Genomic DNA, 22,878 nt, shown 5'->3' on the forward strand with positions numbered 1-22,878 from the left:
CAACACGCGCGTGCGTGGTTGAGCGGGAGGGAGATCGAGGAAGGAACGCATCTAAATTACAAGAGTGAGTTGAACCTGTACTGGATGCCGTACTTGGCGCTGACTCGCCTGAGTACGATCAGCACCGTGATGCTGCGGAAAATCATCGGAGAGATAAACTGGTCATCACCTGACGTAAAACTCAACTCAATGGTGCGGCTCAGTACGATTCTGGATGATGCCGTTCGGGAGGAGCTCATCGCGAAGAATCCCGCAGAACATTTGGACACGCCGAAGCGCAAGAAGGGGGAGCCTGATCCATTCACCCTGGATGAGGCTAACCAGATAATCGCTCAGCTATACCACACAGCCCATTGGCCGAGCACGATCTACGCTGCATTTTTCGAATTCGCTTTCTTCACCGGCATGCGCCCGCAGGAGATCATTGCTCTACGCTGGGAATCCGTGGGGCGGGTATTGCACGCCCTGGAGTTCGCCGCTCAATACGCGGAGCGCCGGAAAGCTGGGAGTAGTTCAATCAAGCAGTTCCCCTACGTTTTCCCGCCCTCAAAGATGAGTCAGTACATCCGTCAGACCTCAGACCTGCACAAACAATGGGGGCCAACACTGAAGAAGCTGGCGACGCGTTATCGGCCGCCGTACAACTGCCGTCACACTTATGCGACAATATGCACAATGTCTGGCATGAACCCCGCCTTTATAGCTCAACAGCTTGGACACAGCGTCCAGATGCTGCTCTCGACTTATGCGCGCTGGCTGAACTCTAGCGGCGACTGGGGAGAGATGGAAAAACTCCAAAATGCCCCAGGAATGGCCCAAGCGTCAGATGCGTAGCTCGCAACCCATTGATAGGTAAAGTAATTGATCTCCACAGCAAATATCACGATGCAGTTCGGCGCCAAGCCGTTGTTCGAGAACGTTTCGGTCAAATTTGGTGCGGGTAACCGCTATGGCCTGATCGGCGCCAACGGTTGCGGCAAGTCGACCTTCATGAAAATCCTCGGTGGCGACCTTGATCCGTCCGGCGGTCAGGTCATGCTCGAGCCGAACGTACGTCTGGGTAAGTTGCGCCAGGACCAGTTCGCCTACGAAGAATTCAGCGTTATCGACACCGTGATCATGGGTCACGAAGAGCTGTGGAAGGTCAAGGCCGAGCGCGACCGCATCTACTCGCTGCCGGAAATGACCGAAGAGGACGGCATGGCCGTCGCCGAGCTTGAAACCGAATTCGCCGAGATGGACGGTTACACCGCCGAATCGCGCGCCGGTGAACTGCTGCTGGGCCTGGGTATCGGCATCGAGCAACATTTCGGCCCGATGAGCGAAGTTTCGCCAGGCTGGAAACTCCGCGTTCTGCTGGCTCAGGCACTGTTCTCCGATCCGGAAGTGCTGCTGCTCGACGAACCGACCAACCACCTGGACATCAACACCATCCGCTGGCTGGAAAACATTCTGACCCAGCGCAGCAGCCTGATGATCATCATCTCCCACGATAGACACTTCCTGAACAGTGTCTGCACCCACATGGCTGACCTGGACTACGGCGAGCTGCGCCTGTTCCCGGGCAACTATGACGAGTACATGACCGTGGCGACCCAGTCCCGCGAGCAACTGCTCTCGGACAACGCCAAGAAGAAAGCACAAATCTCGGAACTGCAATCGTTCGTCAGCCGCTTCTCGGCCAACGCCTCGAAAGCCAAGCAGGCTACTTCCCGCGCCAAGCAGATCGACAAGATCCAGCTGGCCGAGGTCAAGCCTTCGAGCCGCGTCAGCCCGTTCATCCGTTTCGAACAGAACAAGAAGCTCCATCGCCAGGCGGTCATCGTCGAGCGCATGGCCAAGGGCTTCGATGGCAAGACCCTGTTCAAGGACTTCAGCTTCAACGTTGAAGCAGGCGAACGCGTGGCGATCATCGGCCCGAACGGTATCGGTAAAACCACTCTGCTGCGTACCCTGGTCAATGAATTGAGCCCGGATGCCGGTAGCGTGAAATGGACCGACGCCGCAGAAATCGGCTACTACGCACAGGACCACGCTTCGGATTTCGAAGATGAATCCAACCTGTTCGACTGGATGGGTCGCTGGACTCAAGGTGGCGAGCAACTGGTCCGTGGCACCCTGGGCCGGATGCTGTTCTCCAACGACGAGATCCTCAAGTCGGTCAAGGTCATCTCCGGTGGTGAGCAAGGTCGCATGCTGTTCGGCAAACTGATCCTGCAAAAGCCGAACGTGCTGGTGATGGACGAACCGACCAACCACTTGGACATGGAATCCATCGAAGCGCTGAACCTGGCGCTGGAAAACTACCCGGGCACGCTGATCTTCGTCAGCCACGACCGCGAGTTCGTATCGTCGCTGGCCACTCGAATCATCGAGCTGAGCCCAAGCGGCGTGATCGACTTCAGCGGCACCTACGATGACTACCTGCGTAGCCAGGGCGTGGTGTTCTAAGTAGCCTTAAGCTTCAAGCTGCGAGCGTCAAACAAAGCCCCGTCCATGTGACGGGGCTTTTGTGTTTTTGGCTACAGGATGCGATAGAGCAAGCGCTCAATCCGTACCCGGCTGACCCGACGCAGAAACTTGCTCACTGCCGGCGGGTATTCAAGCAAGGTTTCCAGCTGCTGATAGCGCTCGATGCGGCGGGTGTTGTGGAAAATTTCCGCCAGCTCACTGCGACGGGGTTCCTGCAACTCACCTTTCGGGTCGTCGATCAGCAAAGCGTTTTCCAGGTCCAGGCGGAAGGCACGCGGGTTGAGGTTGTTGCCGGTCAACAAGGTGTAGCGTTCGTCGACCCACATGCCTTTGAGGTGATAGGTGTTGTCACCGTCGCGCCACAGATGCAGGTTCAACTGACTGCTGTCGATCACCCGCTGATGCCGCTTGGCGAAGCGTCGCAGGCTGATTTCATAGAGGTACGGTAACGCGGCAATGACCTTGAACGGCTCGCTCGGCGGAATGTAGAAGTCGTTGGCAGTCTTGTCGCCGACAATGATGTCGATGTTCACCCCGCGTGCCAGCGCCCGATTGATTTCACGGGTCACCGGCAACGGCAGGTTGAAATACGGTGTGCAAATAGTCAGCTGATGCTGGGCGCTTGCAATCAACTCACAGATCACCCGGCTCAACGGGTTGTTTTTACCGACCCCGAGCAGCGGACTGACTGTCAGACCACCCTTGTCCAGCGTACCCGCCGTGGTGTCATACACCGCGTGCTTGAGTCGACTGCGCAGGTCACCGATGTCGCTACGCAGACTGCGGGTGGTTGGCAGGTTTGGCACGTCAAGACGATGCACGGCTTTAGAGGCGATCAACCCGTGCTGCACCAGGTGCTGCATGGAATCGGCCAGTGCCCGGTTGCGCAGCACGTGATAACGGTCGTAACGGTATTTGTCGAATTTATGCAGATAGACGTTATTCAGGCTGGCGCCGCTGTAGATCACGCAGTCATCGATCACGAAGCCTTTAAGGTGCAACACACCGAACAGTTCCCGGGTTTGCACCGGCACGCCATACACCGGCACTTCGCTGGCGTGTTCGCGAGTCTGCTGCTGATACCACGCCGAATTGCCCGGTTGTTTGCCGGCACCGATCAAACCGCGCTGCGCCCGTAGCCAGTCAACCACCACCACCACGTCCAGTTCCGGGCGCGCAGCTTTGGCGGCGTGCAAGGCATCGAGGATTTCCTGTCCCGCTTCGTCGTGCTGCAGGTAAAGCGCGACGATGTAGATGCGCTGTGTCGCCTGGGCAATTTTCTCCAGCAGGCAACGACGGAACTCGGCAGCACCAGAAAGAATGGAGACCGCATCGGCGGTCAGCGGAAAACTGCGCAGCTTGGGCAGTAGAGAGCGTTTGAAAAGCGACGGCATAGGGCTCGCAAAAGGTCGAATCCGAAGAACGCACGAGCTTACACCATGTGTGGCGAAGGGGCTTGCCCCCGTGGACTGCATAGTCGCCGAAAGTGCCGAAAATGTGGTTTTCCATTTGCCGTTTCCAGTATTTTTCAGGCCCGCTTCGCGGTCCAACGGGGGCAAGCCCCCTCGCCACAATAAAATTATTGAATAGCGAGTTGACCAAGAAGAATGATCGTTCTACTCTTTGCCGCATGAACGAAATCACTAGCAACGACACACGCGACATCATTCTGGATGTCACCGAAAAGTTGATCTATAAAAGTGGTATTGCTGCCACGGGCATGGATCTCCTGGTGAAAACCGCCGGCGTCTCCAGAAAAAGTATTTACCGCTACTTTGCCAACAAGGAGGAACTGACAGTCGCGGCTTTGCAACGGCGCGACGTGCGCTGGATGAACTGGTTCAAAAACGAAGTGAACAAGGCCCCGACCTCGGCCGAGCGGCTGCTCAACCTGTTCACCGTGCTCAAGGACTGGTTCGCCAGCGAAGGCTTTCGCGGCTGTGCCTTTATTAACACCAGCGGCGAGACCGGTGACCCGCAAGACCCAGTGCGACTGGTCGCGAAGGAACACAAACAGAAACTGCTCGACTACATACGCGAGCTCTGTACCGAACATGGCGTACACGACCCGGAAGCGCTGGCCAAACAGCTGCTGATCCTGATCGATGGCGCCATTACCGTTGCACTTGTCATGGGCGATCACAGTGCTGCCGATAATGCGCAATGCATGGCGCGGAAGTTATTGGACCTGTAACTGTTCAAGCAAGAACAACTGGCTGTTTTGACACTCACTTTCCCTGGAGACTTTAAATGTCATCTAATGCCGAAGTTCGTCCGCCACTTCCACCATTCACGCGTGAGTCAGCCATTGAAAAGATTCGCCTGGCCGAAGACGGCTGGAACTCCCGCGATCCACAACGAGTATCCCTGGCCTACACCCTGGACACTAAATGGCGTAACCGCGCCGAGTTCGCCAACAACCGGGAGGAAGCCAAGGCTTTTCTGACCCGCAAGTGGGCCAAGGAACTGGATTACCGGCTGATCAAGGAACTCTGGGCTTTCACCGGTAACCGTATCGCTGTGCGTTACGCCTATGAATGGCACGACGATTCGGGCAACTGGTATCGCTCGTATGGCAATGAAAACTGGGAGTTCGATGAGCAGGGGTTGATGTCCAACCGTTACGCCTGCATCAACGACATGCCAATCAAGGAAAGCGAGCGCAAGTTTCACTGGCCGCTGGGCCGGCGCCCGGATGATCATCCGGGCCTGTCTGACCTGGGCTTGTAACCCGGTTGTTGATCGTTCCCATGCTGCGTGGGAACGATCATGCCGGGTATTAGGGCGGTCGCAGGGGGCGGCGGTTATGGGTAAGATGGCGCCCCGCCTTGCCCTCTGCCCCGCCGAATAAGTCGACCTCATGCCTTTCGAACTCAGCGTAGACCTCACCACTCTGGCCATTTTGGCCATCGTCGCGTTCATTGCCGGTTTCATCGATGCGATTGCCGGCGGTGGCGGTCTGCTGACTACCCCGGCGTTGCTCACTGCCGGTTTGCCGCCGCACCTGGTGCTGGGCACCAACAAACTCAGCTCGACCTTCGGCTCGGCCACCGCCAGCTTCACCTTCTACCGACGCAAGCTATTCCACCCGCGGCAGTGGGTACACGCGATTATCGGAACCCTGGTCGGCGCACTGACCGGCGCAACCGTCGCGCACTACCTGCCGGCTGAATGGTTGAACAAGATGCTCCCGGTGATCGTCTTCGCCTGTGGCGTGTATCTACTGTTTGGCGGCACGCCGAAAGCGCCACTGGACAGCGACGCGCCGATCAAGAAGAAGTGGCAGTCGAGCCAGGGTTTCAGCCTCGGTTTCTACGACGGCGTGGCCGGTCCCGGCACTGGCGCCTTCTGGACCGTGAGCAGCCTGCTGCTCTACCCCATCGACCTGGTCAAGGCCAGTGGCGTGGCACGCAGCATGAACTTCGTCAGCAACATCGCGGCGCTGTCGGTGTTCGTCTTTTCCGGGCAAGTGGACTGGATCATCGGCCTGAGCATGGGCCTGTCAGTAATGGTCGGCGCGTTCTTTGGGGCACGCACCGCCATCAGCGGTGGGGCGAAGTTCATTCGCCCGGTATTCATCACCGTAGTGCTGGGTTTGACCGTGCGTCTAGCCTGGCAACACTGGTTCAGCATGGCCTAAGCGTCGCGCCACATAAATGTCGATCAGGTAGCGGGCAATCGAGCGCCCCGCCGGCAACGGCGGCAGCGCATGAATGTTGAACCACTGGGCGTCTTCGATCTCGTCGGCTTGCGGCACGATCTCGCCACTGGCGTATTCGGCATGAAACCCAAGCATCATCGAATGCGGGAACGGCCAGCACTGGCTGCCCAGGTACTGGATGTTCCTGACCTCGATCTGCACCTCTTCGCGCACTTCACGAATCAGGCAATCCTCGGCCGACTCACCCGGCTCGGCAAAACCCGCCAGGGTGCTGTAGACCCCTGGAACAAAGCGCGGCGAGCGCGCCAGCAGGATTTCGTCACCGCGGGTGATCAACACGATCATGCTCGGTGAAATCCGCGGATAAAAGCGCAAATCACAGGGTTCGCAGTACATCGCCCGCTCGCGCGGAATCTGCGTCATGCGCTGGCCACAGTTGCCGCAAAACCGGTGCTCGCGCGCCCAGGTGCCGACTTGCGCGGCATACCCCAACACTTTGTAGACCGTGTGATCGCCATCAAGCATGAACGCCCGCAGGCCTTTCCAGTTGCAGCCCGGCACTTCGCTGTGAGCCTTGAGCTCGAGCAAATACACCGGCTCACCGTCGAGATGACCGATGCCGTGCTCGGCGAGAATCGACAGGTCCTGTCGTTTCAGCCATTCCCGCGGAAACAGCGCGCCATTATCGTCGAACAAAAAACCTTCAGGGCTGCGGGCCACGGCCCAGCCGCCGGGCAAGTCGGTGTCGAGTACTGCAGTGGTCCAGCGTGAAGTCATGTGTGCTCAGTCCAGAAATTCGGGTTTCTGCTTGCTCATCGACGCCGCCATGGCGACCCGCAGGTCTGTGGATTGCAGCATCGCGGCGTTCCACGTAGCGACGTATTCCAGGCCATCGTTGATGCTGTGATCGCGCATGTAGCTGATCATCTCTTTGGTCCCGGCAATCGCAATCGGCGATTTGGCAGCAATTTCACGGGCAATGCCCATCACCCCATCCAGCAGGCTGGTCGTGTCCGGATAAACCCGGTTGACCAAGCCGATGCTGCGCGCCTCTTCTGCGCCGAAGGTGCGACCAGTGTATGCCAGTTCGCGCAGCATGCCGTCACCGATGATCCGCGGCAAGCGTTGCAAGGTGCCGACATCGGCGGCCATGCCCATGTCGATTTCCTTGATCGAGAATTGTGCGTCTTCTGCCGCGTAACGCATGTCACAAGCGGAAATCAGATCGATGGCGCCGCCCAGGCAATAGCCCTGAATCGCCGCCAGCACCGGTTTACGGCAATTATCGACAGCGTTGAACGACGCTTGCAACGCCAGAATCTTACGCCGCAACAGGCGCGCATTGCGACCCGCGTCCTTGCCCATTTCATTGGCCACCGAAGCCAGCATCATCAGGTCGATGCCCGAAGAGAAATGCTTGCCGGCGCCGCTGATCACCACTGCGCGGACTTCATCGGTGTCGTCGATCCACTGGAAGATCTCGATGATTTCAGTCCAGAACACCGCATTCATCGCGTTGATCTTTTCCGGGCGGTTGATCTGCACATGGGCGATGTTGTCGCTCAGTTCGACGCGAAAGGCTTGGTATTCGGACATGGCAGTGATCCTTGCTGGCGCTGAAAATTAGCTCAGAACTATAACAAGCCATCGCGCGTGGCTGTAGGCAGTGCATCGGCCAAAAGCGGGACTGAGCGTCCACAGACCTTGCAGCCATCTACATCCGGTTGGTTACCTCCCCTTGGTCCTCACAAACGGACCTATGCTCAAGGTAAAAAGAGTGGTTTAGTGCCGCCCGTTACCCATCCGGAGAGTTGTCATGACGTTCGATTCGCTTCACTTCACCCCATGGTCCGCGTTGGCTGGAGGCGCGCTGATCGGTCTCGCCGCCGGTTTGTGGGTGGTCGCCAGCGGTCGTATCGCAGGCATCAGCGGGTTGTTGGGCAGTCTATTGGGCCCCAGAGATTCGGCCTCGGGAGAAAAAGCCCTGTTCCTCCTGGGATTACTGGCGGCACCTGTGTTGTGGATGCTGTTTTGGGGACCGCCAGGTATCGAGTTCAAGACCGGCGCCCTGGGCCTGATCGTGGCAGGGCTGCTGGTGGGCATCGGCACCCGCTATGGCGCAGGTTGCACCAGTGGTCATGGCGTGTGCGGTGTTTCACGGCTTTCTCCGCGCTCGATCATCGCCACGCTGTGCTTCATGTTCACCGGTTTTACGACGGTGTTCGTCTTGCGCCATCTGCTGGGAAATTGAACATGAAAAAACTGACTGCGTTTGTTGCCGGCTTGTTGTTCGGCATCGGCCTGTTACTGTCGGGCATGACCAACCCGGCCAAAGTGCTGGGGTTTCTGGACATCGCCGGACTTTGGGACCCTTCCTTAGCCCTGGTCATGATCGGCGCCATTGCCGCGGCGTGGGTGCCGTTTCACTGGGCCATGAAACAGAAAACATCCCTGCTGGGCTTACCCATGCAACTGCCGGTAAGCCGTGAACTGGATCGGCGCCTGATCGGTGGCAGTCTGCTGTTCGGCGTCGGCTGGGGCATTGCCGGTATGTGCCCGGGCCCGGCACTGGTGCTGCTGCCCATCGGACACTGGCAAGCCTGGGTATTTGTGATTGCCATGCTGGCGGGCATGCTCATTTTCAACGTCCTGCAGACACGTCGTTGATCCCGCTGATGTGTTGCGGCCCCGCCTGATCGCCCGGATTGGTCTTGAGCCGAAGCGTTTTTTCAGCGGTTGAGAGCGAGCCCCATCGACAGTAGCTCTTTTCTGAGCAGTGGCGGCTCGACAACGACCAGCCCTGCCTGACAGTCAACCTGTAACAGGCGGTTAAGCTTATGTTGGCTGGCCACAGGCTCGACCAGTAAGTAGCTTTTAGCCTCACCGATGCTGATGACGTTGAGTATCCAGTCATCCCCTTGCGCACCGAGCCATCGGCTCATCGCTGATCGGTGTTGTTGTACTAGGGCCTCGGCGTTCCAAACCGCCATCTGCGCGAACACCTGGGGCAAATTGCTCTGCGGCCGCATTATTTTCAGGTCCGCGGCCAGGGCCACGGGCAGGTCGGCTTCAATCGCCGCCTGACACTCGAGAAAGTAACGCTCAGGCCAGTCAGACGCCAACCCCGCTAGCGGCCTCAGAACCTCAAAGGCTCTGAGATCCTCTTCAGTGCTGCGCAATCCGGTGAAACACAGGGTGTTATCCAGAATTGCCGTAGCCAGCAACGCCGCGCTCTGTGCGCTGATGTGAGGCAGCAAGCCCGAGCTTTCCCAGCGCTGGAAAACCTGAGTCGCTGCCGCGCCGATAGGCCGAATGTCAGCATTCGGCCCCAAGGTTTCGGCCCAATAGGCCTCGAAGCCAGGATGATGATCAATCACCTCCACCACCCGATCGAGCTTCACCATCGGGTCGAAGTAGTGATAGTCAGACACGTCCATTACCACGAACTCGTCATCGGCTCGCGGGATGTAATCATCAAAGTGTTTGTTCCACCCCAACACCGTTGCCGAGACACTGGCGTTGGGCTGTGCGCTGCTCACGGCCCTGGCATCGACGCCGGTAAGATTCAGCCATTCGGCATAAGAGATGCAGCACGCATAAGCATCGATATCCAGATAGGCCGAACCGGAGGTCACTACCCTCATGACAGGTCTACCGCCAGCCTGGGGTGTCGCTCACTTGGGCAAGGCAAGTCCAGGGCGTATGCAAATCCGTAAATCAACATCACATGTCCACATCCATATTCACATTACGTAACAGGGCGTCCACCCCGCTGCAGTTGTTACCTGATAATCAGGTCGCGCAAAATCTCACAGGGACATGACGTAAATGTGACAAAGCGATGGAATATTAAGTAAGTGCTCGAATGGGGAGAGGTCTTACCCCTCCCCCCATACGCGGCGAGACCTCAGGCCGCCAGTTCACCACTGGCAATCGCCGCCGAAGCCGCCAGCATCGCCCGCAACAACACCGCACAACCGGCCGCCAGGTCATCCGGTGTGGCGTTTTCGATTTCGTTGTGGCTGATGCCGCCCTCGCACGGCACGAAGATCATCCCAGCCGGCCCCAGTTCGGCGAGGAAGATCGCGTCATGCCCCGCCCCGCTGACGATGTCCATGTGCGACAGCCCAAGACCTTGTGCCGCACTGCGCACAGCCTCGACGCAGCCCTTGTCGAAATACAGCGGCGGGAAGTCGGCAGTTGGCGTCAGTTCATAAGTCAGGCCGTGCTCATCGCAGGTGCTGTCGATCACCTGCCGCACTTCCGCGATCATCGAATCCAGCCGGGCCGGTTCAAGATGACGGAAGTCCAGGGTCATGCGCACTTCGCCGGGGATGACGTTACGTGAACCCGGATAGGCTTGCAGACATCCGACAGTGCCACAGGCGTGAGGTTGATGACCGAGAGCGGTACGGTTCACGGCGGCGACGATTGCGGCGGCACCGACCAATGCATCCTTGCGCAAATGCATCGGCGTCGGTCCAGCGTGGGCCTCGACACCGCGCAGTTTCAGGTCGAACCACTTCTGCCCCAACGCGCCCATCACCACGCCGATAGTCTTGCGCTCGTCTTCCAGAATCGGCCCTTGCTCGATGTGCGCCTCAAAGTAGGCACCGACTGCGTGGCCACTGACCTTGCGCGAACCGGCATAGCCGATGGCGTTCAGCGCCTCACCCACGGTCACGCCGCTGGCGTCGGTCTTGGCCAGGGTTTCTTCAAGGGTGAATTTTTCGGCAAACACCCCGGAGCCCATCATGCACGGGGCGAAGCGCGAGCCCTCTTCATTGGTCCAGACCACCACTTCCAGCGGCGCCTCGGTTTCCACGCCCAGGTCGTTGAGGGTGCGCAGCACTTCGACCCCGGCCAGTACGCCAAAACAGCCGTCGAACTTACCGCCGGTGGGTTGGGTGTCGATGTGGCTGCCGGTCATCACCGGTGGCAGTTGCGGATTGCGTCCGGCGCGGCGGGCGAAGATGTTGCCGACGGCGTCGATGCTCACCGTGCAGCCCGCCTCCTCGCACCACCTGACAAAAATGTCGCGGGCCTGGCGATCGAGGTCGGTCAGGGCCAGGCGACAGACGCCGCCCTTGACCGTGGCACCGAGTTTGGCCAGCTCCATGAGCGACTGCCAGAGCCGGTCACGGTCGATGTGCTGATGGCTGGACTGCAGAACGTCTACGGCAGCGTTCATGGTGATCTCCTTCAGGCTGATTTTTATAGTTCCCATGCTCTGCGTGGGAATTCATCTCTGGACGCTCTACGTCCGCTCTTGGGACGCAGAGCGTCCCCGGCTGCATTCCCACGCAGAGCATGGGAACGATCACCCTTTTCCTATATCGAGGTATCGGCCACAGCCGTGTCGCTGCTACGCATCGTGCACAACCCGTAATACATCAGCCCGCCAAGGGCCGAGCCGGTGAACCAGCCGTAGCTGTAGAACCAGCTGAAGGCATCGCTGCCCAGCGACAGCAAGGTCAACACCACCGGCACGCCGAAGGCGATGAAGCCGTTCCAGTTCCACGCCGGGTACACGTCATCGCGGTATAGGCCAGCAAGGTCCAGTTGTTGTTTCTTGATCAGGAAATAATCCACCACCATGATCCCGGCGATCGGCCCGAGCAGGCTCGAATAACCGAGCAACCAGTTGGAATAGACCGTTTCCAGGCTGACATTGGAGACAATCAGCCCAAGCTTCTTCAGCAGTTCGTGGCCCATCAGCGCCAGCCCTACCAGACCGGTAAACATCACCGCCTTGGTGCGGTTGATGAGTTTGGGCGCAAGGTTCTGGAAGTCGTTGGTCGGCGAAACGATGTTGGCGGCCGTGTTGGTCGACAGCGTCGCGATAATGATCAGCGCCATGGCGAACGCCACCCACGCCGGGCTCTGGATATGCCCGATCAGACTAACCGGATCAGACACGGTCACACCCACCAGTTTCGCCGACGCGGCAGTCATCACCACCCCGAGCGAGGCGAACAGGAACATGGTCAGCGGCAAACCGAAAATCTGTCCGAGGATCTGGTCTTTCTGGCTTTTGGCGTAACGGCTGAAGTCCGGGATGTTCAGCGACAAGGTCGCCCAGAACCCGACCATCGCGGTCAGCCCGGCAAGGAAGTAACCGGTCACGCTGGCGCCTTCAGGACGTTTCGGCGGCTGGGCCAGCAACTCGGTCAGCGACACATTCGGCATGGCCCAGACCAGCAGACCCAGCCCCACCGCCACCAACAGCGGTGCCGAGAGCGTTTCCAGCCATTTGATCGACTCGGCACCGCGCAGCACCACCCACAGGTTCAGCGTCCAGAACATCATGAAGCCGATCACTTCGCCGGTGCCCCCGAGGGATTTCCAGCCCTCGAAAACCGAGCCGAGAAACAGGTGAATCGCCAGCCCGCCAAACATCGTCTGGATACCGAACCAGCCGCAGGCCACCAGCGCGCGAATCAGGCACGGCACGTTGGAACCGATCACCCCGAACGAGGAACGCAGCAACACCGGAAACGGAATCCCGTACTTGGTGCCCGCAAAGGCGTTAAGGGTCAGTGGAATCAGCACGATGACGTTGGCCAGCAGAATCGCCAGCAGCGCTTCGCCAACGCTCAGGCCAAAGTACGCGGTAAGCACCCCGCCAAGGGTGTAGGTCGGCACGCACACCGACATGCCGATCCACAACGCGGTGATGTGCCATTTGTTCCAGGTTCGTTCGTGCACCTTGGTCGGCGCAATGTCGTGGTTGTACCGGGGACTGTCGAGGACGTCGCTGCCGGCGTCCAGTTCGTACAACCCTTCGCGCTCGGTGACGTGCGATCTGTTCTGTTGCATGGCCGCTCCACTGTTTTTTTGATTATTTTGCTCATCGGGCTGGCCTGCGGTTAAACCACGAGCCGGACGATGGCCGGAGAACTTACGACTTTTACCGACCGGCCAAGGTGTCAGCGGCAGCAATCAATAAGCATGCCGGAGGCTTTGCTGACGACCTTTGCGCGTCGGTAAAATCCATGTAAACAACTGATGTTCATCAGTTTTATTCAAACAACAATCAAGCCCGCGAAGACTTGCCCGAGCACTCAGGCAAAATGCCGGGCAAGTTGTCCGAGCCGTCAGGGCTCAATCTGGTGCGTTACATTTATTTTGTATTTTTTCTGTCAGCCACAGGCGCACCTCAAATAGCTGATTTCACATAGGAAATCTTGACCATATTTCGATCCTGTCAAGTGCGTCAAAATGGTGAGAGACCTCACCATTTTGGTGATTTGCACTTTTAATCGTTTAATTTCAACAAGTTAATATCGATATAAGCTTACAAAAAATATTCTTGCCCAATCCGATATCTCCAGCTAGCGTTTATTCCTGACAGCGCTGACAGGAATACAACTTCCTTAGCCTGCTACATATAAAACACTTAGAACCGGCATAAGCCAGTCAAGCCTGCGAGGAACTCGGAATGTCTCTGTTGATCCGTGGCGCCACCGTTATTACCCATGATGAAAGTTATCGCGCCGATGTCTTGTGCGCCGACGGCGTGATCAAAGCCATCGGCAACAACCTCGATACTCCCGCCGGCTGCGAAGTGCTCGACGGCAGCGGCCAATACCTGATGCCCGGCGGCATCGACCCGCACACGCACATGCAATTGCCCTTCATGGGCACCGTGGCCAGCGAAGACTTCTTCAGCGGCACGGCGGCGGGTCTGGCGGGTGGTACCACGTCGATCATCGACTTCGTGATTCCCAATCCGCAGCAATCGCTGCTGGAAGCTTTCCATCAGTGGCGTGGCTGGGCTGAAAAATCAGCCTCCGACTATGGCTTTCACGTCGCCATCACCTGGTGGAGCGAACAGGTTCGAGAAGAAATGGCTGAGCTGGTCAGCCATCATGGGGTCAACAGCTTCAAGCATTTCATGGCGTACAAGAACGCGATCATGGCCGCCGACGACACGCTGGTCGCCAGTTTCGAGCGCTGTCTGGAACTCGGTGCCGTACCAACCGTGCACGCAGAAAACGGCGAACTGGTCTATCACCTGCAGCGCAAACTGATGGCCCAGGGCATCACCGGCCCTGAAGCGCACCCGCTGTCGCGGCCGTCCCAGGTTGAAGGTGAAGCCGCGAGCCGGGCGATCCGTATTGCAGAAACGCTTGGCACGCCGCTGTACCTGGTCCACGTCTCGACCAAGGAAGCGCTGGATGAAATCACCTACGCCCGCAGCAAAGGCCAACCGGTCTACGGCGAAGTGCTGGCCGGGCATCTGCTGCTGGATGACAGCGTCTACCAGCACCCGGACTGGCAAACCGCCGCCGGTTACGTGATGAGCCCGCCCTTCCGTCCGCGCGGCCACCAGGAAGCACTTTGGCACGGCCTGCAATCGGGCAACCTGCACACCACCGCCACCGATCACTGCTGTTTCTGTGCCGAACAGAAAGCTGCGGGGCGTGACGACTTCAGCAAAATTCCCAACGGCACGGCGGGCATCGAAGACCGTATGGCGGTGCTGTGGGATGAAGGGGTCAACACCGGGCGCCTGTCGATGCAGGACTTCGTTGCGCTGACCTCTGCCAACACCGCAAAAATCTTCAACCTCTACCCGCGCAAAGGCTCGATCCGCGTCGGCGCCGATGCCGACCTGGTGCTCTGGGACCCGCAAGGTACGCGGACCATTTCCGCCAAGACCCATCACCAAAACGTCGACTTCAACATCTTTGAAGGCAAGACCGTGCGCGGCGTACCCAGCCACACCATCAGCCAGGGTCGACTGGTCTGGGCCGACGGCGACCTGCGTGCCGAACGCGGTGCCGGGCGCTACATCGAACGCCCGGCGTACCCGGCGGTGTTCGATTTGCTGAGCAAGCGCGCTGAGTTGCACAAGCCGACTGCCGTGAAACGCTGACGCTACCCCTGTGGCGAGGGAGCTTGCTCCCGCTGGAGTGCAAAGCGCTCCCAAACCGGTCGATTGCGTCCTATCTGCGTGACGAGTTGTCTGGTTTACGGGCGCTACGCACCCGAGCGGGAGCAAGCTCCCTCGCCACAGGATGCGGCGTTACCAACCACCTATTTGCGTCATGTACAAAAAACAATGCCCATCAGAGGCAGTACCTCAAATAACCGTGAGGCCAACACCGTGATCAAGACTCTGAGCCACTTGCCCCATCCCGCCGAGGATGCGGCCACCCTCGCCGGCCATTTCACCGACCTGGCGCCGCCGCTCAACGACCGTCAGGCACATCTGGAAGCCTCGCGCTGCCTGTATTGCTATGACGCGCCATGCGTCAACGCGTGCCCGAGCGACATCGATATCCCGTCGTTCATTCGCAACATCCATCAAGAGAACGTCCAGGGCGCTGCGCAAACCATTCTCTCGGCGAACATCCTGGGTGGCAGTTGCGCCCGGGTCTGTCCGACAGAAATCCTTTGCCAGCACGCCTGCGTACGCAACAACGCCGAGGAATGCGCGCCGGTACTGATCGGCCTGTTGCAGCGCTACGCCATCGACAACGCGCACTTCAGCGAACACCCATTCCAACGCGCAGCGGCCACCGGCAAACGAATTGCCGTGGTCGGTGCCGGGCCTGCCGGTTTGTCCTGCGCGCACCGCAGCGCCATGCATGGCCACGAGGTGGTAATTTTCGAGGCGCGGGAAAAGGCCGGCGGACTCAACGAATACGGGATCGCCAAATACAAACTGGTGGATGACTTTGCCCAGCATGAGCTGGACTTCCTGCTGGAAATCGGCGGCATCGAAATCCGCCACGGGCAAAAACTCGGTGAGAACCTGAGCCTCAGCGAACTGCATCAGCAGTTCGACGCAGTATTCCTCGGCCTTGGCCTGGCCGCCAGCAAACAGCTGGGGTTGGCTGACGAAGACGCCCCAGGGCTGTTGGCCGCTACCGATTACATTCGCGAACTGCGCCAGGCCGATGACCTGAGCCAATTGCCGCTGGCCGATCATTGCATCGTCCTCGGCGCCGGCAACACGGCAATCGACATGGCCGTGCAAATGGCCCGCCTCGGTGCCCGCGACGTGAATCTGGTGTACCGCCGTGGTCTTGAGGACATGGGCGCAACCGCTCATGAGCAGGACATCGCCAAGGCCAATCAGGTACGGCTGATGACCTGGGCGCAACCGCAGGACGTCTTGCTCGACGATAAAGGCCAGGTGCGTGGAATGCGTTTCGCCCGCACGCGTCTCGAAAATGGTCGGCTGATCAGCACCGGGGACACCTTCGAGCTGGCCGCCGATGCGATCTTCAAAGCCATCGGGCAAAAATTCGACGACAACGCGCTGAGCGATCCGCTGGCCCGCGAGCTGAAACGCCAGGGCGACCGAATTCAGGTGGATGAACAGATGCGTACCAGCATTCCCGGCGTCTATGCCGGCGGCGATTGCACCAGCCTCGATCAGGACCTCACCGTACAGGCCGTGCAGCACGGCAAACTCGCCGCTGAAGCGATCCATGCCCAACTCATGCTCAACGTGGAGGCTGCGTAAATGGCCGATCTTTCGATTGTCTTCGCCGGTATCAAAGCCCCCAACCCGTTCTGGCTGGCCTCCGCACCGCCCACCGACAAGGCCTACAACGTGGTCCGTGCGTTCGAGGCCGGCTGGGGTGGGGTGGTTTGGAAAACCCTGGGTGAAGACCCGGCGGCGGTCAACGTCTCGTCGCGTTACTCCGCGCACTTTGGTGCCAACCGTGAAGTCATGGGCATCAACAACATTGAGCTGATCACTGACCGCTCGCTGGAAATCAATCTGCGAGAAATCACCCAGGTCAAAAAAGACTGGCCGGATCGCGCACTGATCGTGTCGCTGATGGTGCCTTGCGTCGAAGAGTCGTGGAAAAACATCCTGCCGCTGGTAGAAGCCACGGGCGCCGATGGTATCGAGCTGAACTTCGGCTGCCCCCACGGCATGCCGGAACGTGGCATGGGCGCGGCAGTGGGTCAGGTGCCGGAATACGTCGAGCAAGTCACTCGCTGGTGCAAGACCTATTGCTCGCTGCCGGTGATCGTCAAGCTCACGCCGAACATCACCGACATCCGCGTCGCCGCCCGGGCAGCCCACCGTGGTGGCGCCGATGCGGTGTCGCTGATCAACACCATCAACTCGATCACCAGCATCGACCTGGATCGCATGGTTGCGCATCCGATGGTCGGCAGCCAAAGCACCCACGGTGGTTACTGCGGTTCGGCGGTCAAACCGATTGCGTTGAACATGGTCGCCGAAATCGCCCGTGACCCGCAGACCCAAGGCCTGCCCATTTGTGGCATCGGCGGCATTGGCAGTTGGCGTGACGCAGCCGAATTCATGGCGCTGGGCAGTGGCGCGGTGCAGGTGTGCACGGCGGCGATGCTGCATGGTTTTCGGATCGTCGAGGAAATGAAGGACGGATTGTCCCGCTGGATGGACAGCCAAGGCTACTCAAGCGTGCAGGATTTTTCCGGGCGTGCGGTGGGCAATACCACGGACTGGAAATACCTGGACATCAACTATCAGGTGATCGCCAAGATCGACCAGCAAGCCTGCATTGGTTGCGGCCGTTGCCACATAGCCTGCGAAGACACTTCGCACCAGGCCATCGCCAGCCTGAAACAACCGGATGGCACCCACAAATATGAAGTGATCGATGACGAGTGCGTGGGCTGCAACCTGTGCCAGATCACTTGCCCGGTGCAGGACTGCATCGCGATGGTGCCGGTCGATAACGGGAAACCGTTTCTGGACTGGGACCATGATCCGAGGAATCCCTATCATGTCGCGGGTTGAGATCCGCGTCGCCTGAACTGACGCCTTCGCGGGCAAGCCTTGCTCCTACGGATTTGTGTCGAGCCACAAATAGGTGATCGACACTAAACCCGTAGGAGCAAGGCTTGCCCGCGATGACAATCCTACGGTTCCAACCCGATCCCCCGCAGAATCACGCTGGTCACCGTCTGCACCGCGCGCTCGAACTGCATGTCCGACAGCGGTTGATGGTCGTTGAGAATGTTGATCTGGTGATCGAAGTCAGCGTAATGCTGGGTCGAGGCCCAGATCATGTACAGCAGGCTTGAAGGCTCCACCGGCAGGATGCGTTTGTCCTCCACCCATTGGCGAATTTTCGCTTCCTTCATCTTGGCCCAGTCGTACAGGCTGACGTCCAGCGCCTCACCCAATGTCGGCGCACCGTGGATGATTTCATTGGCCCAGACTTTCGAGCCGTAAGGCCGGCTGCGGGAATGGTTCATCTTGGCGCGGATGTAACTGCTGAGCACCACCCGCGGGTCATCGAACATCTCGAAGCACAGCGCGTCCTGCTTCCAGACTTCCAGCAAATCGAACAGCACCGCGCTGTACAGCTCAGCCTTGGTGCTGAAGTAGTAATGCAGATTGGAGCGCGGCAGTTGCACTTCCTTAGCGATGTCGGCCATCGCGGTGCTGCCAAAACCTTTCTCGGCGAAGACCTTCTCGGCGGCCAGGAGGATTTTCTCGACGTTACTGCGGCGGATCTCGATTTTGTGATTGCCCATAAGGGCTCCCTGACAGCGGCATGGGTCAAGACTAGCATTCGCCACCTGCGAAACGAAACGTCGTACAGGGTCCGAGGCATAGGTAAACTGTCGCATCTTCCAATCTGCCTGATAGGTGCTGACCGATGTTGCTGAAAAAAGCCCTGACTGTGACTGCCCTACTCGGCTCGCTGTTCGCCGCCTCCTCGGTGTTTGCTCACGCTCACCTGAAAAGCTCGACGCCAGCCGCCGACAGCAACGTTGCCGCACCTGCCGAATTGCGCCTGGCGTTCTCCGAAGGGGTTGAAGCCAGTTTCACCAAAGTCGATATCAGCAAGGATGGCGTGGCCGTTGCCGTGAAAAGCATCGTCACCGAAAGCGCCGATAAAAAGACCCTGGTCGTTACTCCCGCCGCCCCTCTGAGCGCCGGTAACTACAAGGTCGAATGGCATGCAGTGTCGGTCGACACCCATAAAAGCGCTGGCGACTACAGCTTCAAGGTGAGTCAGTAATCGATGTCGAGCGCGCTGGTCCTGGGCCGCTTCCTGCATTTCATCGTCGTGCTGATGCTGTTTGGGGCCTGCCTGTTCAGGCCCTTGCTGTTGCGCCATGAACCGCTGGCCCAAGCGCTCGCGACACTCGATCAACGCCTGGCCGGGCTGAGTCGGCTGCTCGCCGGGTTCGCCTTGTTCAGCGGGGTTTGCTGGCTGCTGTTGATCACCGCCAGCATGGCCGGCTCGCTGTCGGCGGCGTTTGATTGGCCAACCGTGCAACTGGTGTTGAGCAACACCTTCTTCGGGCAGGTCTGGCGTTGGCATTTGCTGTTCAACGGGCTGTTGGTGGTCTGCCTGCTGAGCCCGCTGAGCAACTCGTTTGCGCTGCGTATGCTCCTGAGCAGCCTGCTGCTGATGACCCTGGCCCCGGTCGGTCATGGCGCGATGCTCGATGGCCTGAATGGCCAGTTGCTGATCCTCAATCAAGTGATTCACCTGACCTGCGTCGGTGCCTGGCTGGGTGGACTCATGCTGCTACTGATGATTCTGCGGCGACCGACGACTCACGCTGTCGAGCCGATACTGCAACGCTTCAGCGGGATCGGTTATGGGCTGGTGGCGGGTTTGCTGGTAACCGGCCTGATCAACGTCCGGGTGTTGACCGGGGCCTTCTGGCCGACACCGCTGCTGTCCGGGTTCGCGTTGATTCTGTTGATCAAGGTGCTGTTGGTCAGCGCCATGCTTGGCCTGGCGCTGTTCAATCGCTTGAAAATCAAGCACTGCGGGCAACGCCTCTCGGCGCTGCGCACCAGCGTGATGCTGGAGTGGTTGCTGGGGATAGCGGCCGTGGCGGCAGTTTCCCTGTTGGGTACATTGCCGCCGATGGTGGCCGGTAACTGATCGTTCCCGCACGGGAACGATCATCGGCACCTACGGATTGCCAGCGACGGCATTGCCTTGCCCGGAGGTATCGATACTCACCACCACCGACATGCCGGGCCGCAGGCGTTCGCTTTGCGCCTGGTTCGCGTCAACGGTGATGCGCACCGGCACGCGTTGAGCGATTTTGACGAAGTTGCCGGTGGCGTTGTCGGCCTGCAGCAGGCTGAACTCGGAACCGGTGGCCGGTGAAATGCGCTGCACTCGACCGTGAAATTTCTGGTGATTCAAGGCATCGACGGTGAAGGTAACCGGCTGGCCGATGTGGATGTTGTTCATCTGGGTTTCTTTCATGTTGGCGATCACCCACAACTGGCTCGGCACCAAGGCCATCAACTGCGCGCCGGAGTTGACGTAGGCACCAAGACGCACGCCGATCTGCCCGAGCTGACCGTCTTGCGGAGCGACCACGCGGGTGTTGGACAGATCGATCCGCGCCAGCTCAACCGCCGCTTCGGCACTGGCCACCGCCGCCTCCAGCGAACCGCGATTGACGATCACCGTTTGCAGGTCCTGCCGGGCAATTTCCAGACTGGCCTGGGCCTGCGCCACCGCAGCGATGGTTTGCGCATTAGCGGCACGGGTCACGTCCAGCTCGCGCTTTGACACCGAGCCGTCGCTGATCAACGCTTCGTTACGCCGCAAGTCCGCCGCGCTTTTTTGCGCCTGGGCCTGGCTGTCGGACAGCGCCGCCTGACGCAGCTTGATGGTCGCCTCGGCGCTGTTGCGTTGCTGCACCGCATTGGCCAGCGCGGCTTTCTGCACCGCCAGTTGCGCCAGCGATTGATCCAGACGTTGCTTGTAAATCCGGTCATCCAGCCGCACCAGCAGGTCGCCGGTCTTGACGAACTGGAAGTCCTGCACCGGCACCTCAAACACGTAGCCACTGAGCTGCGGGCCAATGATCGTCACCTGGCCGCGAACCAGCGCATTTTCAGTGCTTTCGATGGCGCTGCCGAACGGCGGCAACTGCCAGGCATACAACACGATCAGCACCCCGACGATGGCAATGCCAGCAAAGCCCAGCGACGAAATAATCCGCACCGGCAGAGAACGCGGCTCGGTGCCAGAAGTTTTAGGCGGTGCCACGCCCTCGGGAGTCGAGGCGATGGCGTTGGTGGTTGTGGTGATCGGGTCGGTCATGAAGAAGAGGCACCGCTGGAAGGAACGGAAGTCGGACTGGCCGGCGTGGGAGCGACAGCCTTGGTCGTGCTCAACAGCCACAGGCTGCGAATGAAGATCCAGAGCATGGTCAGCATCGCGATCACCGCGATCAGCATGAACACATCGTTATAGGCCATGACATTCGCCTCCCGGGTCGCAGCCGCTGCCAGGCTACGAATGCCCTGAGTGGTGCGGGCCGATGGGTCGGCGATACTCGACACATAACTCGCGCTGCTGCCTTGCACACGGCTGGCCACTTGCGGGTCGACCAGGGTCAGGCGCTCGACGATATGGCTGGAATGGAATTTTTCCCGGGCGATCTGGAACGTCCCCAACAACGCAGCACCAATCAAGCCACCGAGGTTCTGGCAAATCCCGAACAGCACGGAAAAACTCACCAGATTGCGCGGATTGGTCAACACGTTGCGGGTGCCGAGCACCATGGTCGGGCCGAGGAAAAACGTCCCGCCAAAGGCCAGTAGAAACTGGCTGAGGTACATGTTCTCCGGGCGTGTCAGGTTGGTCGAGAAACTGTCCATCACGGAACCTGTGGCCATCAGCGCCAGAGAAATGATCAACGGCATCAACAGGTGCGAGGGATTGATCGTCAGCGCGCTGGTGGCAAGGCCAGCGACGCTGCCCACTAGCATCACCACGTAAAGGCTGTGCATCTGCTGGCTGCCCAGGTTCAGGGTTTGCAGCAAACCCACGGCCCCGGTGGACTGTTCGGTGAGCACCATACGGATGAGGATCACCGCCAATGCCAGGCGAATCATCACCCCGCTGCCCAACCAGCGGGTCATCAGCATCGGGTTGCTGCGGTTATGTTCGATGGCCAGGCCGGCCATGATCAACACGATCGAGCCGGCCGAGGCGACGCCGATCCACGGTGCTTCAAGCCACCAATCGATACGGCCCAACGACAACACCGCACAGAGCAGCGCCACTCCACCCGCCAGCAAGGCGAAGGTCAGGAAATCGAGTTTTTCGAAAGTTTTGAAGCGGTCACCCGGCGGCAACTTGAGCATGAACACACAGCCCAGTGAGGTCAGCGCCATGCCCAGTTCAAACAGATAGAGCCCGCGCCATTCAGCGATCTGCAACAGGTCTTCGGAGAACAACCGGGCCAGTGGCAATGCCAGTTGCGAGGTACCCAGGCCCAGCACCAACGCCTTCATGCGCCACTTCGCCGGGAAAGCCTGCACCATGTAATACAGGCCCAGCGAACTCAGCGCCGCACCGACCATACCGTGGGCGGCGCGCACCGCAATCGCCGAACTGAGGTCGTTGACGAACAAATGCCCGAAGGTCACCAGCGCATACAACACCAGGAATACTTCAGTGAACGCCCGCAAGCCGAACTGCTGACGAAACTTCACCAGCAGCAGGTTCATCGAGACGTTGGTCATCACGTAAGCCGCTGGCAGCCAGGCCATCTCGGCGGTCGTCGCCCCCAGCGCCCCTTGCAGGTAAGGCAGGTTGGCGACCACCAACGCATTGCCCAAACCACCGGTCAATGCCACCAGCAACCCGACCAATGCATAAGCCAAGCGCTTTGGTGTTGGGTGTAAAGGGGTCGAGGGGGAACCGGGCAAGCTTGGCCGTTCGTGGGGCTGCCAGTTGCGCGGGGCGTAGTGATCCATGGCGTGGCCTTGTCATCGGTAATGAAGG

Annotated in this window: 20 protein-coding genes and 1 pseudogene; 12 read left to right on the forward strand and 9 right to left on the reverse strand. The window is 59.3% G+C overall.

The features are described from left to right. Nucleotides 1-834 (forward strand): annotated as a pseudogene (locus AABM55_RS16065) (tyrosine-type recombinase/integrase); the annotation flags it as partial. A gap of 27 nt (nt 835-861) precedes the next feature. Further along, nucleotides 862-2,451, forward strand: a complete 1,590-nt coding sequence (locus AABM55_RS16070) for an ABC-F family ATPase (protein WP_081013829.1) — start codon at nt 862-864, stop codon at nt 2,449-2,451. Nucleotides 2,452-2,522: 71 nt separating this feature from the next. On the opposite strand, the gene pssA is transcribed toward AABM55_RS16070, so the two are convergent. Next, on the reverse strand, nt 2,523-3,866 hold the full coding sequence (gene pssA, locus AABM55_RS16075; protein ID WP_347926949.1) for a CDP-diacylglycerol--serine O-phosphatidyltransferase: 1,344 nt from the start codon (nt 3,864-3,866) through the stop codon (nt 2,523-2,525). A 236-nt stretch (nt 3,867-4,102) separates the two neighbouring features. On the opposite strand from pssA, the gene AABM55_RS16080 reads away from it, so the two are divergent. The 3 genes from AABM55_RS16080 to AABM55_RS16090 all read left to right on the forward strand — a co-directional run bounded on the left by AABM55_RS16080 (nt 4,103) and on the right by AABM55_RS16090 (nt 6,112). After that, nucleotides 4,103-4,666 (forward strand): TetR/AcrR family transcriptional regulator, encoded by a 564-nt coding sequence (locus AABM55_RS16080; RefSeq protein ID WP_347930045.1) that lies wholly within the window; start codon nt 4,103-4,105, stop codon nt 4,664-4,666. A 56-nt stretch (nt 4,667-4,722) separates the two neighbouring features. Continuing rightward, nucleotides 4,723-5,202, forward strand: a complete 480-nt coding sequence (locus tag AABM55_RS16085) for a nuclear transport factor 2 family protein (protein WP_054597643.1) — start codon at nt 4,723-4,725, stop codon at nt 5,200-5,202. Nucleotides 5,203-5,332: 130 nt separating this feature from the next. Beyond that, a complete protein-coding gene (locus AABM55_RS16090) occupies nt 5,333-6,112 on the forward strand; it encodes a TSUP family transporter (protein ID WP_103316612.1) in 780 nt (259 codons plus the stop codon). Here the strand turns inward: AABM55_RS16090 and nudC are convergent. Both nudC and AABM55_RS16100 read right to left on the reverse strand, forming a co-directional pair. Beyond that, on the reverse strand, nt 6,080-6,910 hold the full coding sequence (nudC, locus tag AABM55_RS16095) for an NAD(+) diphosphatase (protein WP_054597645.1): 831 nt from the start codon (nt 6,908-6,910) through the stop codon (nt 6,080-6,082). The genes AABM55_RS16090 and nudC overlap by 33 nt on opposite strands. Before the next feature lie 6 nt (nt 6,911-6,916). After that, on the reverse strand, nt 6,917-7,729 hold the full coding sequence (locus AABM55_RS16100; RefSeq protein ID WP_103316615.1) for a crotonase/enoyl-CoA hydratase family protein: 813 nt from the start codon (nt 7,727-7,729) through the stop codon (nt 6,917-6,919). A 220-nt stretch (nt 7,730-7,949) separates the two neighbouring features. On the opposite strand from AABM55_RS16100, the gene AABM55_RS16105 reads away from it, so the two are divergent. Together AABM55_RS16105 and AABM55_RS16110 are read left to right on the forward strand one after the other, a co-directional pair. Continuing rightward, the gene (locus AABM55_RS16105) at nt 7,950-8,384 is read left to right on the forward strand and encodes a YeeE/YedE family protein (protein ID WP_103316617.1); all 435 of its coding nucleotides are present in this window, start codon (nt 7,950-7,952) and stop codon (nt 8,382-8,384) included. A 2-nt stretch (nt 8,385-8,386) separates the two neighbouring features. Continuing rightward, the gene (locus AABM55_RS16110) at nt 8,387-8,800 is read left to right on the forward strand and encodes a DUF6691 family protein (RefSeq protein ID WP_347926953.1); all 414 of its coding nucleotides are present in this window, start codon (nt 8,387-8,389) and stop codon (nt 8,798-8,800) included. A 62-nt stretch (nt 8,801-8,862) separates the two neighbouring features. Here AABM55_RS16110 and AABM55_RS16115 read toward each other — a convergent pair whose 3' ends face one another. The 3 genes from AABM55_RS16115 to AABM55_RS16125 all read right to left on the reverse strand — a co-directional run bounded on the left by AABM55_RS16115 (nt 8,863) and on the right by AABM55_RS16125 (nt 12,952). Next, a complete protein-coding gene (locus tag AABM55_RS16115; protein ID WP_347926955.1) occupies nt 8,863-9,777 on the reverse strand; it encodes a DHH family protein in 915 nt (304 codons plus the stop codon). Nucleotides 9,778-10,040: 263 nt separating this feature from the next. Beyond that, nucleotides 10,041-11,324: a Zn-dependent hydrolase gene (locus tag AABM55_RS16120; protein ID WP_054597650.1), complete on the reverse strand. Its 1,284-nt coding sequence runs from the start codon at nt 11,322-11,324 to the stop codon at nt 10,041-10,043. Nucleotides 11,325-11,464: 140 nt separating this feature from the next. Next, the gene (locus tag AABM55_RS16125) at nt 11,465-12,952 is read right to left on the reverse strand and encodes an NCS1 family nucleobase:cation symporter-1 (RefSeq protein ID WP_347926957.1); all 1,488 of its coding nucleotides are present in this window, start codon (nt 12,950-12,952) and stop codon (nt 11,465-11,467) included. Nucleotides 12,953-13,574: 622 nt separating this feature from the next. Between AABM55_RS16125 and hydA the strand changes: the two genes are divergently transcribed. The 3 genes from hydA (at nt 13,575) to preA (ending at nt 17,888) form a co-directional block, all read left to right on the forward strand. After that, complete coding sequence (gene hydA / locus AABM55_RS16130; protein ID WP_347926959.1) at nt 13,575-15,014, forward strand: dihydropyrimidinase; 1,440 nt, start codon at nt 13,575-13,577, stop codon at nt 15,012-15,014. 231 nt (nt 15,015-15,245) lie between these two features. Beyond that, a complete protein-coding gene (locus AABM55_RS16135; RefSeq protein WP_347926961.1) occupies nt 15,246-16,613 on the forward strand; it encodes an NAD(P)-dependent oxidoreductase in 1,368 nt (455 codons plus the stop codon). Next, nucleotides 16,614-17,888, forward strand: coding sequence for an NAD-dependent dihydropyrimidine dehydrogenase subunit PreA (gene preA / locus AABM55_RS16140; protein ID WP_347926962.1), 1,275 nt, complete (start codon nt 16,614-16,616; stop codon nt 17,886-17,888). It begins immediately after the preceding gene. A 122-nt stretch (nt 17,889-18,010) separates the two neighbouring features. On the opposite strand, the gene AABM55_RS16145 is transcribed toward preA, so the two are convergent. Next, nucleotides 18,011-18,631 carry a TetR/AcrR family transcriptional regulator gene (locus AABM55_RS16145; RefSeq protein ID WP_103316632.1) on the reverse strand — a complete coding sequence of 207 codons (621 nt, stop codon included), beginning with the start codon at nt 18,629-18,631 and terminating at the stop codon, nt 18,011-18,013. 125 nt (nt 18,632-18,756) lie between these two features. Between AABM55_RS16145 and copC the strand changes: the two genes are divergently transcribed. Together copC and copD are read left to right on the forward strand one after the other, a co-directional pair. Continuing rightward, entirely contained in the window at nt 18,757-19,122 is a 366-nt protein-coding gene (gene copC, locus AABM55_RS16150) for a copper homeostasis periplasmic binding protein CopC (protein ID WP_347926963.1), read from the forward strand. 3 nt (nt 19,123-19,125) lie between these two features. Then, complete coding sequence (copD, locus tag AABM55_RS16155; RefSeq protein ID WP_347926964.1) at nt 19,126-20,004, forward strand: copper homeostasis membrane protein CopD; 879 nt, start codon at nt 19,126-19,128, stop codon at nt 20,002-20,004. A gap of 30 nt (nt 20,005-20,034) precedes the next feature. Here the strand turns inward: copD and AABM55_RS16160 are convergent, their stop codons facing one another. Both AABM55_RS16160 and AABM55_RS16165 read right to left on the reverse strand, forming a co-directional pair. Continuing rightward, nucleotides 20,035-21,186, reverse strand: coding sequence for an HlyD family secretion protein (locus tag AABM55_RS16160; protein WP_347926965.1), 1,152 nt, complete (start codon nt 21,184-21,186; stop codon nt 20,035-20,037). Further along, a complete protein-coding gene (locus AABM55_RS16165) occupies nt 21,183-22,850 on the reverse strand; it encodes an MFS transporter (protein WP_347926966.1) in 1,668 nt (555 codons plus the stop codon). Before AABM55_RS16165 ends, AABM55_RS16160 begins: the two co-directional genes overlap by 4 nt. Nucleotides 22,851-22,878: the final 28 nt, after the last annotated feature.

The organism is Pseudomonas helvetica (genome assembly GCF_039908645.1).
Taxonomy (GTDB): Bacteria; Pseudomonadota; Gammaproteobacteria; order Pseudomonadales; family Pseudomonadaceae; genus Aquipseudomonas; species Aquipseudomonas helvetica.